General features: G+C 67.7%; 14 protein-coding genes. 10 read left to right on the plus strand and 4 right to left on the minus strand.

Annotated features, from left to right (window positions below; all coding sequences use genetic code 11):
- Nucleotides 1-64: 64 nt before the first annotated feature.
- The 3 genes from BN2156_RS12140 to whiB1 all read left to right on the plus strand — a co-directional run bounded on the left by BN2156_RS12140 (nucleotide 65) and on the right by whiB1 (nucleotide 1,965).
- Nucleotides 65-454 (plus strand): YchJ family protein, encoded by a 390-nt coding sequence (locus BN2156_RS12140; protein ID WP_090513927.1) that lies wholly within the window; start codon nucleotides 65-67, stop codon nucleotides 452-454.
- Nucleotides 455-489: 35 nt separating this feature from the next.
- Nucleotides 490-1,452: a diacylglycerol/lipid kinase family protein gene (locus BN2156_RS12145; RefSeq protein WP_090513930.1), complete on the plus strand. Its 963-nt coding sequence runs from the start codon at nucleotides 490-492 to the stop codon at nucleotides 1,450-1,452.
- A gap of 258 nt (nucleotides 1,453-1,710) precedes the next feature.
- A complete protein-coding gene (gene whiB1 / locus BN2156_RS12150; RefSeq protein WP_036440068.1) occupies nucleotides 1,711-1,965 on the plus strand; it encodes a transcriptional regulator WhiB1 in 255 nt (84 codons plus the stop codon).
- Nucleotides 1,966-2,151: 186 nt separating this feature from the next.
- Here the strand turns inward: whiB1 and BN2156_RS12155 are convergent, their stop codons facing one another.
- Together BN2156_RS12155 and BN2156_RS12160 are read right to left on the minus strand one after the other, a co-directional pair.
- Nucleotides 2,152-3,651: a two-component system sensor histidine kinase PdtaS gene (locus BN2156_RS12155; RefSeq protein ID WP_090513933.1), complete on the minus strand. Its 1,500-nt coding sequence runs from the start codon at nucleotides 3,649-3,651 to the stop codon at nucleotides 2,152-2,154.
- A 15-nt stretch (nucleotides 3,652-3,666) separates the two neighbouring features.
- Nucleotides 3,667-3,885 (minus strand): biotin/lipoyl-binding carrier protein, encoded by a 219-nt coding sequence (locus BN2156_RS12160; RefSeq protein ID WP_090515823.1) that lies wholly within the window; start codon nucleotides 3,883-3,885, stop codon nucleotides 3,667-3,669.
- Nucleotides 3,886-4,021: 136 nt separating this feature from the next.
- On the opposite strand from BN2156_RS12160, the gene BN2156_RS31525 reads away from it, so the two are divergent.
- Nucleotides 4,022-4,114, plus strand: a complete 93-nt coding sequence (locus BN2156_RS31525) for a 50S ribosomal protein bL37 (protein ID WP_003882799.1) — start codon at nucleotides 4,022-4,024, stop codon at nucleotides 4,112-4,114.
- Between the two features lie 82 nt (nucleotides 4,115-4,196).
- On the opposite strand, the gene rsrA is transcribed toward BN2156_RS31525, so the two are convergent.
- Both rsrA and BN2156_RS12175 read right to left on the minus strand, forming a co-directional pair.
- Entirely contained in the window at nucleotides 4,197-4,502 is a 306-nt protein-coding gene (rsrA, locus tag BN2156_RS12170) for a mycothiol system anti-sigma-R factor (RefSeq protein ID WP_090513936.1), read from the minus strand.
- Entirely contained in the window at nucleotides 4,499-5,146 is a 648-nt protein-coding gene (locus BN2156_RS12175; protein WP_066903440.1) for a sigma-70 family RNA polymerase sigma factor, read from the minus strand. The genes rsrA and BN2156_RS12175 overlap by 4 nt, the downstream gene beginning before the upstream one ends.
- A 204-nt stretch (nucleotides 5,147-5,350) precedes the next feature.
- On the opposite strand from BN2156_RS12175, the gene ybaK reads away from it, so the two are divergent.
- The 6 genes from ybaK to BN2156_RS12205 all read left to right on the plus strand — a co-directional run bounded on the left by ybaK (nucleotide 5,351) and on the right by BN2156_RS12205 (nucleotide 12,247).
- Complete coding sequence (gene ybaK / locus BN2156_RS12180; protein ID WP_090515825.1) at nucleotides 5,351-5,836, plus strand: Cys-tRNA(Pro) deacylase; 486 nt, start codon at nucleotides 5,351-5,353, stop codon at nucleotides 5,834-5,836.
- 114 nt (nucleotides 5,837-5,950) lie between these two features.
- Nucleotides 5,951-7,066, plus strand: a complete 1,116-nt coding sequence (locus BN2156_RS12185; protein ID WP_090513942.1) for an acyl-CoA dehydrogenase family protein — start codon at nucleotides 5,951-5,953, stop codon at nucleotides 7,064-7,066.
- Nucleotides 7,067-7,068: 2 nt separating this feature from the next.
- A complete protein-coding gene (locus BN2156_RS12190; RefSeq protein ID WP_090513945.1) occupies nucleotides 7,069-8,265 on the plus strand; it encodes an acyl-CoA dehydrogenase family protein in 1,197 nt (398 codons plus the stop codon).
- A 5-nt stretch (nucleotides 8,266-8,270) separates the two neighbouring features.
- A complete protein-coding gene (locus BN2156_RS12195; RefSeq protein ID WP_090513948.1) occupies nucleotides 8,271-10,691 on the plus strand; it encodes a CaiB/BaiF CoA-transferase family protein in 2,421 nt (806 codons plus the stop codon).
- A 70-nt stretch (nucleotides 10,692-10,761) separates the two neighbouring features.
- The gene (locus tag BN2156_RS12200; RefSeq protein WP_090513951.1) at nucleotides 10,762-11,682 is read left to right on the plus strand and encodes a LysR family transcriptional regulator; all 921 of its coding nucleotides are present in this window, start codon (nucleotides 10,762-10,764) and stop codon (nucleotides 11,680-11,682) included.
- 19 nt (nucleotides 11,683-11,701) lie between these two features.
- Entirely contained in the window at nucleotides 11,702-12,247 is a 546-nt protein-coding gene (locus tag BN2156_RS12205; protein WP_407661726.1) for a M15 family metallopeptidase, read from the plus strand.
- Nucleotide 12,248: the final 1 nt, after the last annotated feature.

Consider the following 12,248-nt stretch of genomic DNA (forward strand, 5'->3'; position numbering starts at 1 on the left):
ACAGCCCTCACGTCGATCTCGGCGTCCGGCCCGGCGTACAGAACGGGTCGGGATACTTGAGCACGTGTCGAGCGTCAAACTCTGCCCGTGCGGTACCGGCCGGGCCTACCCCGAGTGCTGCGGGCCGCTGCATGCCGGTGCACACCCGGCTACCACCGCCGTGGCACTGATGCGGTCGCGGTTCAGCGCCTTCGCGGTGGGCGACGTCCGCTATCTGCTGACCTCCTGGCATCCCGACACCCGCCCCGCCGACCTGGAGCTGGACGAGACGGTCACCTGGCGCCGGTTGCAGATCGTGGACACCGAGGCAGGCGGCGCGGACGACAACACCGGCGTGGTCGAATTCCGCGCCCAGTACGTGCACGGTCGCGGCCGGCACATTCTTCATGAACGCAGCCGTTTCGAGCGGGTGAAGGGCGAGTGGCGATACCTCGACGGGGAGCTCTACGAATAACGGCCGGACACCTTGCCCGGTTAGGCTCATGCCCCGTGCGTGCCGTGCTGATCGTCAACCCGAACGCCACCTCGACCACCCCGGCGGGTCGTGACCTGCTCGCCCATGCGCTCGAGAGCCGGGTGACGCTGACCGTCGAACACACCAACCACCGTGGTCACGCCATCGAGATCGCTCGCGAAGCCGCCCGCGACGGGGTGGACGTGCTGATCGTGCACGGTGGCGACGGCACGGTCAACGAGGTGGTCAACGGCGTGCTCGGGGACTGCGGAACCCGCCCAGACGCCGCACTGGCCCCCGCCGTCGCCGTCGTTCCCGGAGGTTCGGCCAACGTCTTCGCCCGCGCTCTGGGCATCAGCCCCGATCCCATCGAGGCCACCAATCAGCTCGTCGACCTGCTGGGCGGGTATCGAATGGGCCGACCGTGGCGCCGGATCGGCCTGATGGACTGCGGCGAGCGCTGGGGCGTGTTCACCGCGGGGATGGGTGTGGACGGCGATGTGGTGGCGGCCGTGGAGGCCCAGCGGGCCAAGGGCCGCAAGGTCACCGCATCGCGCTATATCCGGGTGGCCGTGCGCGAGATGCTGGCCAGTGCGCGCAAGGAGCCGACGCTGACGCTGAAGCTGCCAGGCGCCGAACCGGTCGACGGGGTGCACTTCGCGTTCGTGTCGAACTCCAGCCCGTGGACGTATGCGAACAGCCGGCCGGTGTGGACGAACCCGGACACCACCTTCGACACCGGTCTGGGTGTGTTCGCCATCACGAGCATGAACGTCTGGTCGAACCTGCGGCTGGTCCGCCAGATGGTGGCCCGTAAACCACGCCTTGCCGCCAAGCATCTGATCCGTGACGACAACGTTCGATCGGTCACCGTGACGAGTGACACGCCTGTCGCCTGCCAGATCGACGGAGATTACATCGGCGCGCGCGAAACCATGACGTTCACGTCGGTTCCTGAGGCGCTGTGCGTCGTCGCACCGACGAATAAAAGGGATTGACCTGCGCAAACACAGCACTTAGGCTGGAATTAGGGCGCAGCTAGGTTCAGAGTGTAGTACACAGGAGTGAGCGGTCACGTCACCGCCCCACCCAGTGACATTGCCCACGTGTTAACTCAATGCTATTGACATCTGTTCAGCCTGTGAAAGCATCAATGCAACAGTGCAGAAACATTCGTGTGCACGCGTTAACAGCCGAAGAAAATCTAGTGCGCTTCGCCGCGCACGCATGACATGTCTAACGAGGAGTTTGATCTTATGGATTGGCGCCACAAGGCCGTCTGTCGCGACGAAGATCCGGAGCTGTTCTTCCCCGTGGGAAACAGTGGCCCGGCGCTTGCTCAGATCGCCGACGCGAAGCTGGTGTGCAACCGTTGCCCCGTGACCACTGAGTGCCTCACCTGGGCCTTGGACTCCGGCCAGGACGCCGGCGTGTGGGGCGGGATGAGCGAGGATGAGCGTCGTGCGCTCAAGCGTCGCAACGCCCGCACCAAGGCCCGCACCGTCGTCTGATCTCAACTCAGACCTCGACGCAAGCTATGGCCCCGACGAATGTCGGGGCCATAGCTTATTTTTGCGGCAATTATCGACAGCAAATTGGGTAATTGTCGTCACATTTCGTTTTTGACGCCGCTGGGTAATTGCTTCAGTGGTACTGGCGTACCACTGTGAACCTGCTGCCAGCCCCTCCGGCAGTGCTCACTGGATCCCGCGACTGCGCCGGCCGATCGGCACGCGCAGCACCACGTCGGTACCCCCCGATGCGACGTCGTGCATGCCCAAGGACCCGTCCAGTTCCGCGGTCACGAGCGTCCGGACGATCTGCAGACCCAACCGGTCGGACTTCTCCAGGCTGAATCCGTCGGGCAGCCCACGTCCGTCGTCGTGCACCACGACATCGAGCCAGCGGGCCGACCGCTCCGACCGGATCGTCACGCAGCCTTGGGACGTATTCGTATCGAAGGCATGCTCGATGGCGTTCTGCACCAATTCGGTGATCACCATGATCAGGGCTGTCGCGCGATCGGCGTCGAGCACGCCCAGGGCACCGTCGCGGTTGATCCGGATCGGGGTGTCCACCGAAGCGACGTCGTTCATGATCGGCAGGATGCGGTCGATCACCTCGTCGAGGTTGACCTCCTCGTCGACCGACATCGACAACGCGTCGTGCACCAGAGCGATCGAGGACACCCGCCGCACCGATTCGATCAGCGCCTCGCGGGCTTCCAGATTGTTGGTCCGGCGCGCCTGCAGCCGCAACAGGGCCGCGACCGTCTGCAGATTGTTCTTCACCCGATGATGGATCTCGCGGATGGTGGCGTCCTTGCTCAGCAGCGCGCGGTCACGTCGTTTGACCTCGGTGACGTCGCGGATCAGGACGGCCGCACCGACCGCGGCGCCGTGTACGACCAGCGGCAGCGTCCGCAACAGCACGGCGGCGCCGCCCGCGTCGACCTCCATGCGCATGCTGGAGCCACCGGCCAGCGAGTCACGGACGTGGTTGGCCAGTTCCTGGGCCTCGAACGGGTCGGAGATCAACGGCCGGGTGATGGTCACCAGATTGTGCCCGTCGAGTTCGGAGGCCAGGCCCATGCGGTGATAGGCCGAGATGGCGTTGGGGCTGGCGAACACCACATCGCCGACCTCGTCGAGGCGGATGAAGCCGTCGCCCACCCGCGGGCTGGAACGCGACATGGCCAGATCACCGACGTTGGGGAACGTGCCCTCGGACAGCATGTGCAGCAGGTCGCTCGCACAGTCCAGGTAGGCGCCTTCCAGCGGGCTGGCCATCCGACGGGTGGCCAGCGCGGTCTGGTGGGTGAGCACCGCGACCACGTGATCGCGGTGCCGCACCGGCACCGCTTCTACATTGAGGCCGGGCAGGTCTGGCGAATGTCGTTGTGTACCACCGCTTCCCCGCCCGATCGCGCCGGACTCGAAAGCTGTGGTGACCACGGGAAGGTCCGCCGCTGCGGCCAGCGTGCCCACCGAGTCGGCGAGCAACACGGTGGGGGCGGTGTTGGGGCGCACCTGCGCCACGCACACCAGCACCCCGTCGTCGCGGCGCACCCACATCAGGTAGTCGGCGAACGACAGGTCGGCCAACAGCTGCCACTCCCCGACCACCGCATGCAGGTGGTCCACCGCGCTGCCGGGCAGGACGGTGTGCTCGGCGAGCAGGTCACCGAGGGTGGACATCAGCCAACTCCAGTGTCAGTCGTCGATCACCGCGATGAGATCGCCGGCCTGGATCACGTCGCCCTCGGCGACATTGACCTTGGTCACAGTGCCCGCGACCTCGGCGAGGACCGGGATCTCCATCTTCATCGACTCGAGCAGCACCAGGGTGTCCCCCGCACCGATCTGATCGCCCTCGTGAACCACGACCTCCAGCACACTGGCCACGATTTCGGCGCGAACGTCCTCGGCCATCTTCACCCCACTTCACTACGGCTGCTAACCCGACTACTTCTGCGGCCTATATCGAACCACAACACCGGGTGGTCAGCGCCGCCCCCGGGTCATGAGACACTAGGGAGCAAGTTCTTACACCATCTGGAGGATCATCATGGCCAAGCGTGGCCGCAAGAAGCGGGACCGCAAGCACTCGAAGGCGAACCACGGCAAGCGCCCCAACGCCGGTTCGAAGTCAGTGCGCTAAGCCACTTCGGCTGACTGTGACCGCCCGACTCCTCTCGGAGATCGGGCGGTTTGTCGTCGGCTGACCTGGGGCTTTCGCCCCGTCAGCCCTGGATGATCGTGGTCTGGCTGATCTGGATGCGCAGCCGCTCCCGCAGGCCCTCCGGGGCCTTCTCGCCGCTGCACTTGGCCGCGATGAGCCGCTTGACCCGCTCCTCGACCCCGTAGTGGCGGAGGCAGGCCGGGCATTCTTCGAGGTGGTGCTTGAGCTTGTCGCGGCTTTCCGGCGTGCATTCACCGTCGAGCAGCGTCCATACCTCAGCGATCACCGCGGCGCAGTCAGGATGCTCGGGATCGACGGGACCGATCGGCGGGGTCCAGCGCTCGTCCTCATCGTGCTTCTCGCTCATGACGAGACCTCCTCCGGCTCACCAAGCTGCTGACCTCGGATGAAGCCGCGGTCCCTGGCCACATCCGCCAGCAGATCGCGCAGCTGCTTGCGGCCGCGGTGCAGTCGGGACATCACCGTCCCGATGGGAGTATCCATGATTTCGGCGATCTCCTTGTAGGGGAAACCCTCGACGTCGGCGTAATACACCGCCATCCGGAATTCCTCGGGCAACGCCTGCAGCGCGGCTTTGATCTCGGTGTCGGGCAGCGCTTCGAGAGCCTCGACCTCGGCCGACCGCAGACCGGTCGAGGAGTGCTCGGCGTTGGATGCCAGCTGCCAGTCGGTGATCTCGTCGGTCGGGTATTCGGCGGGTTGGCGCTGCTTCTTGCGATAGCTGTTGATGTAGGTGTTGGTCAGGATGCGGTACAGCCACGCCTTGAGGTTGGTGCCCTCGCGGAAGGACCGGAAGCCGGCGTAGGCCTTGACCATGGTTTCCTGCAGCAGGTCCTCGGCATCGGCGGGGTTGCGGGTCATCCGCAGCGCGCCGCCGTAGAGCTGGTCCAGCAGCGGGATGGCATCACGTTCGAACCGGGCGGTCAGCTCGGCATCGGTCTCGGCAGTCGGCTGCGGCGTGTCAGGCTCAGCCTGCTCGACGTCAGTCATCGTGGGAAACACCTTCCCTTCTGTCGCGGCGCCACCAAGAGGTACGGAATACCACTGGGTATCCGCTGGCCGTTCCAGGCATACGGTTGGCACCAGAATCCTCCTTCAGATCCTAGAGCGTGCTACCGACAGGTAGCGCTGAGCAGGTGTCGAGAGCAATAACGGCATGCGGGGGCCATGATGTTCCCGACTACGCTGAGCGCCGTGGCACGTGCAGCAACACCCGCGATCGCGGCTCTGGTGGCCGCGGGTATCGACCACGAAGTGGTGGCCTACCAGCACGACCCGCGCAACGAGTCGTTCGGCGACGAGGCGGTCGCCCAACTGGCGGCCGACGGCATCGTCGCAGAGCAGGTGTTCAAGACGCTCGTGATCGCGCTGCCCAAAGGGCTGGCGGTAGCGGTTGTGCCCGTGCCGCAGAAGCTGTCCCTCAAGGCGGCGGCGGCCGCCCTGGGCGTTCCCAAGGCGGAGATGGCCGACCCGGCGGCCGCTTCGCGGTCCACCGGGTACGTCGTGGGCGGGATCTCCCCGCTGGGCCAGCGCAAGCGCCTGCCGACCGTCGTGGACACCTCGGCACTGGCTTTCGACAAGGTCCTGTGCAGCGCGGGCAAGCGCGGCCTGGACATCGCACTGTCGCCCGAGGACCTGATCCGGGCGACCGGCGCGGTCACCGCCGACATCACCGCCTGATCACCGCAGGTCTCGGCGGCATGTCGCAATCGGAAACCTGTCGGTGTGCGAATCCGTGATTTACACCACGGCTCGCGCCGGATTCCATGGACCCGACGACGAAAGCGGGTGCCCATGACGATCAGCGTGGCCGAGCGGGCGGAACTGGCCGCCGCGGTCTCACAGTTACTGCACGACGAATGCACCGAACAGGACGTGCGCCGGGTGATGGGCAGCGACGACCGGTTCGACCGCGAGTTGTGGCGCAAGCTCGCCGCTCAGGGAGTGACCGGCCTGCTGGTGGACGGTGCGTACGGCGGCGTCGGCCTGGGCGCCCTGGAGCTCGAAGCCGTCGCCGAACAGACCGGGGCCGCACTGTTGCCTGCGCCGTTCTTGTCCAGCGCGGTGTTGGCGTCGGCGCTGATCGGCGCGGCCGGGACCGAGGACGACAAGCGACGACTGCTGCCGGGCCTGGTCGACGGGTCCGCGGTGGGGACCGTCGCGGTGACCGGTTCCCGCGGCACCTGGGCGCAGGAGGGCGTCGCGGTACGGGCCACATCCGATCAGGGCTCAGCGGGCACCGACTACACGCTGACCGGCCATGCGCACTACGTCATCCACGGTCAGGTTGCCGACGTGATCCTGGTGGTGGCCCGCGTCGACGGAGACTTCGGGATCTTCCAGATCGCTCCCGACGCCGTGGGTTTCGAGCGCGCGGCCACAACGGTTTTCGACCCGACCGTGCCCTTGTCCACCTACACGTTCGACGCCACCCCGGCCCGCAGTCTCGGCAGCGCCGGATGGGACGCGGTGCAGCACGCCCTCGACCTCGGGGTGATCGCGCTGGCCGGCGAACAGGTCGGCGGCACCCGGCGCATCTTCGACATCACCGTGGACTACCTCAAGACCCGCATCCAGTTCGGCCGCCCGATCGGCAGCTTCCAGGCCCTCAAGCACATGGCCGCCGACCTGCTGGTGCAGGTCGAATCGGCCACCTCGGCCGCCCAGCACGCCGCCGCCGAATACGCATCAGGCAGCGAGAAAGCCCCTGGCGCAATCGCTCTGGCCGGATTCGCCTGCGCCGAGGCCTACCACACGACCGCCATGTCGGCGATCCAGATGCACGGCGGCATCGCGTTCACCTGGGAGCACCCGGCCCACCTGTTCCTGCGCCGGGCCCGCACCGGCCTGCAACTGCTCGGCGGCTCCGGCCTGCACCGCGAGCGCTACCTCTCGTCGAAAGGCGCCTGAAGATGACCGCCAACGACCTGCCCAGCGCCGACGAACTGCGCACCGAGGTGCGCGACTGGCTGGCCCAGAACTGGTCCGGGCTCACGAAATCCACGAATCCGTGGGTCAGCTCCCCCGATCGGGTGGCCTGGCTGGAGAAGGTGCTCGACGCGGGCTATGCCGTGCCGACATTTCCCACCGAATGGTTCGGGCGGGAGTACCCGAATGCCCTGGCCGCGGTGATCGAACAGGAATTTCGCGCGGTCAAGGCTCCCGGTGCGCGCCAGGACAAATACAGCATCCCGGCCAACACCGCGCTCACGTTCGGCACCGAGCAACTCAAGAACGATCTGGTGCGTGACTTCCTGACCGAACGGGCCCGCACCTGCCTGCTCTACAGCGAGCCCGGGGCCGGATCCGATCTGGCCGCGGTGCGCACCACCGCGGTCCGTGACGGTGACGAGTGGGTGGTCAACGGCCAGAAGGTGTGGACATCGGGTGCCACCACCTCCGAATACGCACTGCTGATCGCCCGCACCGACTGGGACGTGCCCAAGCACAAAGGCTTGAGCTTCTTCATGATTCCGATGCGCCAGCCCGGCATCGATGTCCGCCCACTGGTACAGATCACCGGCGAATCGCATTTCAACGAGGTGTTCATCACCGACGCGCGGGTGTCCGACGCCTACCTGCTGGGCGGCGAGGGCAATGGCTGGCGAGTACTGCAGACCGCACTGGCCTATGAGCGGTCGATCATGGGCGACGGCGGGCGCGGCTCACGCAACCGCAGCCGCGCCGACGACCTCATCGGCCTGGCCCGCGACCACGGCCGCCTGGACGACGCGGCGGTACGCCGCCGGCTGGCCGATGTGCTGGCCTTGAGGGAACTCAACTCGCTCAACAACGCCCGCGCCAAAGCCGCTGCGGCACAGGGCACCTCCAGCTCGATCATGTCCCTCGGCAAACTGGCGATGTCGAACATCCTGCACGCCGAGGCCAGCCTCAAGACCGAGATCATCGGTGCCGAAGCACTTTTGGCCGGCCCCGAGAACCCCGAGGCCGATGACATCAACTTCCTGACCCTCAACGCGTTCTTCACCTCGATCGGCGGCGGCACCGACCAGATCCAGCGCAACATCATCGGCGAGCGCGTCCTCGGCCTGGCCAAGGAACCCGAGGTGGACCGGGACATCCCGTTCCGCCAGGCCCGCCGGAGCTGACGTCGATGGCCAACCCGGACGACTACGACCCGCCGCTGGCCGGGGTCGGCATCCTCGACCTGTCGCGCGGGCCGATGACGGCGGTGAGCCGCCTGCTGGCCGACCTCGGCGCCGCGGTGACGCAGGTACATCTGCACGGCGTCACCGCCGAACCGGCGGAGCGCCTCGGCCGGGGTGCCGGGGTCGACCCCGACTCGGTGAGCGTCGCCATCAACCGGCACGGCATGGGCAACGTCGTCATCGATCCCTCGAACCCCGACGACCAGCGTCGCTGGATTCACCTGCTGGCCGGGGCCGACATCCTGATCGAGGACACCCGCCCCGGTTCGGATGCCGAGAAAGCCTTGGCGGCGCGCAATATTCACGCCGAAAACCCGGGCCTGGTGATCCTGTCGCTCAGCGATTTCGGCCGTGACACCACCTTTCGCGGCTGGCACGCCACCACCCCGGTGCTGCACGCGCTGACCAGCGAGCTGTCCCGCTCGGGCATCCCGGGTCGCGAGCCCCTGGTACCACCCGCGGCACAGCTCCCCTATCACGTGGCGGCCGCGCAGGCCGCCGTGATGACCGTCAGCGTCTACCTGGACCGATTGCGCACCGGCGACGGCGATCTCATCGACTTCTCGATCCTCGACGGCGCCATGCAGACGCTCGATCCCCCGTACGGGACGGCAGGTACGGCCTCGGCCGGGGTGGCATTGAGCGCGCAGCAACGCGACTGGAACGCCGAACGGCTGCGGTACCCGATCATCGCCTGCCGGGACGGTCATGTGCGGATCTGCCTGCTGGCAAAACGCCAGTGGCACGGCATGTTCGAGTGGATGGGCCGGCCCGCACAGTTCGCCGATCCCTCGTTCGACCGGCTGCGGGTGCGGTTCGGCTCGCCCGAGTTGATGGCCGCGATCGGACGATTCTGCGCCGGGCAGACCCGGGCCGAGCTGGAGGTCGCCGGCCAGCGCCACGGGGTGCCCACGGCGGCGGTGCTGACCCTGGCCGAAACGCTGGGCACCGAACAGGTCAAGAGCCGCAGGTACTTCCACGAGGCCGAACTGGCCCCCGGAATGTCGGCCCCGGTGCCGGCAGGTGTGGTCGAGATCGACGGGCACCGCGCCCACCCGCGGCCCCGGTCCGCCTCCACGGCAGTCGAGAACCCCCGGCGGCTTGACGTCGCGCCGGTCCTGGCCGGCCGACCACGCCGTAACGAGGGCCTGCCACTGGAGGGCGTGCGCGTACTGGATCTCGGTGTGATCGTCGTCGGTTCCGACACCGGGCGGCTGTTCGGCGACCTCGGCGCCGACGTCATCAAGATCGAGAACTCGGCGTTCCCGGACGGTCTGCGCGGCAACCTGACCTCGATGTCACAGACCTACGGCGCCGGGCACCGCAACAAGCGCTCGATCGGCATCGACCTGCGGACACCGCAGGGCCGGGCGTTGGCGCACAAGCTGGTCGAGCAGTCCGACGTCGTGCTCACCAATTTCAAGCCGGGCGTGGCCGAGACACTGGGAATGGATTACCAGAGCCTGCGGGAGCTGAACCCCGGCATCGTGGTGGTGGACAGCTCGGCGTTCGGGCCCACCGGGCCGTGGGCGCAGCGGATGGGCTACGGGCCGCTGGTGCGTGCGGCGGCCGGGTTCACCGACCTGTGGGTGTACCCCGACGAGCCGGAGTCGTTCTGCGACACGGTCACCGTCTACCCCGACCACGTGGCCGCCCGCATCGGCGCGTTGGGCGCGCTGGCGGTGTTGCTGCGCCGGGAACGCACGGGCGCCGGCGGGTCGGTGAGCGTCGCGCAATCGGAGGTGATGCTCAGTCACCTGGCCAGCGAGATCGCCGCCGAGGTGCTGGTTCGGCGCGGACACGAGCCCGCAGGCCAACCGGTCCACGACGCTCCGTGGGGACTGTTCCCGGCCGCCGGCGAAGACAGCTGGCTCGCGGTCACCGTGCGCGACGACGCCGACTGGCACGCACTGTGCGGGGTGATCGAGCGCGCGGACCTGGGTGCCGACCCGCAACTGGGGACCCGCGGCGGACGGGACGCGAACCGCGGTCGCATCGACGAGGCGGTGCGGGCCTGGACGTCGCAACGCCCGGCGATCGAGGCGATGAATGTGCTGCAGGCCGCCGGGGTGCCTGCCGGCGCCGCACTGCGGGCCGCCGAGGTGGCCGAATGGGACTACTACGTCCAGCGCCGCGCCTTCCGCGAGGAGCTGCATCCGTACGCCGACGAGCCGTTCACGATGGAGAACGTGCAGATCCATTCCGACCGCATCGCCGATCCGCCGCTGCGGCAGGCGCCCCTGCTGGGTGAACAGACCCGTGAGATCGCTGCCGAACTGCTGGGCCTCGGCGACGCCGAGATCGACGAACTGATTGCCGCCGGGGTGCTCGAAGTCCCGCAGAGCGCGCAGCCGGCGGGACGCTGATCACGCGTCTCGTACGATTCGGGGATCACGCACCTTTGCACGCCGCCCTCGAATCGCCGGAAATGACCACATGGACTTCACCAGACTGAGGTACTTCGTGGCGGTTGCCGAGGAGCTGCACTTCAAGCGGGCCGCCGACCGGCTGATGATCACGCCGCCCCCGTTGAGCAAGCAGATCAAGTTGCTGGAGTCAGAACTCGGCGGGCCGCTGTTCGAACGCAACTACCACGAGGTCCGCCTGACCGCATTGGGCGCCAAGCTGCTCGGCCCCGCCCGCGAGATCCTGCGCCAGGTCGACGAGTTGAAGGCCACCGCGGTCCGGCTCACCGAGGGAGCCGCGACGGTGCGGGTGGGCGCGACCGCTTATGCGCCATCGGATTTCGTGGCACAGGTGGAGGCCGCGGTGGCCAACCTGGCCGTGCCGACGGAATTCAGCGTTCCCGGATCGGCGGCCGAGGTGACGGCCAAGCTGGTGTCCGGCCACCTCGATCTCGGGCTGATCCACCTTCCGACCTCCGACAAACGTCTGCAGTACCGGGTGGTGGCCACCTTCCAAGGTGCGGTGGCGGTACGCCACGACGATCCGCTGGCAGCCAAGGACCTGGTGTCGATCGAGGAACTGCGCGACCGCGACGTCGTCATCGACTTCGCCCGGCCCAATCCCGTCATGCTGGCCGGCCTGACCCGCGCACTCAACGCACGTGGCGTGACCCGCATCGTGCGCACCACCAACCAGTTCGGCGGCGAACTGGAGATGGCAGCGCAGGTGTTCAACCGCCACCTCGTCGCGGTGGTGCCCTACGCGCCCGAATCACTGATCGGCAAGATCTTCTCTCCGCCGGAGTTCACGCTCGTGCCCATCGACGAGAGCACCTGGGCGCCGGCCCGGATCGCGTTGGCCTGGGTGCCCGATCGCCTGAAGAACCCGGCCGAGATCGAGGCGCTGGTGGCTGAGCTGGCGCCGGCGCTGGCCCGCGGGCGTGCGCAGTAGTGTGGTCACGGTGATGCCGATGATGGTGGGCGCAGCTGTGGCCTCGAGCGTCGCCGCGGTGGCGGCTCTGCTCGGCACGTCCGCGCCCGCACCGGAGATCCGGCTGGTCGACGACACCGTCCCGATGACCCAAGGTGACGGCTCCCTGTCCGACGGACAGGTGCTGACCCCGTTCGACGTGCAGAACCCGGCGATCGGCCGACTCGATCCGCGGCTGTTGGCCGCCATCCAGAACGCCGCCAACGCGGCGGCCGCCGACGGCGTCACCATGACGATCAACTCGGGGTGGCGGTCCGCCGAGTTCCAGCAGTCACTGCTCGATCAGGCGGTGCAGACATACGGCAGCCTCGCGGCCGCGCGCCAGTACGTGCAGACGCCGACCGCGTCCCGGCATGTGACCGGTGAGGCGGTCGATGTCGGCGGTCCACAGGCCGATCAGTGGCTGATCGCCAACGGGGCGCGCTTCGGGCTGTGCCAGATCTACGCCAACGAGCTGTGGCACTTCGAGCTCGTCGCCGACCCGGCGGGCACCTGTCCCCCGCTGCAGCCCGACGCGGCGGGCTGAC

This window comes from Mycolicibacterium neworleansense (genome assembly GCF_001245615.1).
Classification (GTDB): Bacteria; Actinomycetota; Actinomycetes; order Mycobacteriales; family Mycobacteriaceae; genus Mycobacterium; species Mycobacterium neworleansense.

What these genes read in the sequence shown, in the direction of transcription:
- BN2156_RS12200 (WP_090513951.1), top strand. Translation starts at nt 10,762, where the DNA reads ATGGACTTCACCAGACTGAGGTACTTCGTGGCGGTTGCCGAGGAGCTG.
- BN2156_RS12155 (WP_090513933.1), bottom strand. Translation starts at nt 3,651, where the DNA reads ATGTCCACCCTCGGTGACCTGCTCGCCGAGCACACCGTCCTGCCCGGC.
- BN2156_RS12190 (WP_090513945.1), top strand. Translation starts at nt 7,069, where the DNA reads ATGACCGCCAACGACCTGCCCAGCGCCGACGAACTGCGCACCGAGGTG.
- BN2156_RS12205 (WP_407661726.1), top strand. Translation starts at nt 11,702, where the DNA reads ATGATGGTGGGCGCAGCTGTGGCCTCGAGCGTCGCCGCGGTGGCGGCT.
- BN2156_RS12160 (WP_090515823.1), bottom strand. Translation starts at nt 3,885, where the DNA reads ATGGCCGAGGACGTTCGCGCCGAAATCGTGGCCAGTGTGCTGGAGGTC.
- rsrA (WP_090513936.1), bottom strand. Translation starts at nt 4,502, where the DNA reads ATGAGCGAGAAGCACGATGAGGACGAGCGCTGGACCCCGCCGATCGGT.
- BN2156_RS31525 (WP_003882799.1), top strand. Translation starts at nt 4,022, where the DNA reads ATGGCCAAGCGTGGCCGCAAGAAGCGGGACCGCAAGCACTCGAAGGCG.
- BN2156_RS12185 (WP_090513942.1), top strand. Translation starts at nt 5,951, where the DNA reads ATGACGATCAGCGTGGCCGAGCGGGCGGAACTGGCCGCCGCGGTCTCA.
- BN2156_RS12195 (WP_090513948.1), top strand. Translation starts at nt 8,271, where the DNA reads ATGGCCAACCCGGACGACTACGACCCGCCGCTGGCCGGGGTCGGCATC.
- BN2156_RS12175 (WP_066903440.1), bottom strand. Translation starts at nt 5,146, where the DNA reads ATGACTGACGTCGAGCAGGCTGAGCCTGACACGCCGCAGCCGACTGCC.
- whiB1 (WP_036440068.1), top strand. Translation starts at nt 1,711, where the DNA reads ATGGATTGGCGCCACAAGGCCGTCTGTCGCGACGAAGATCCGGAGCTG.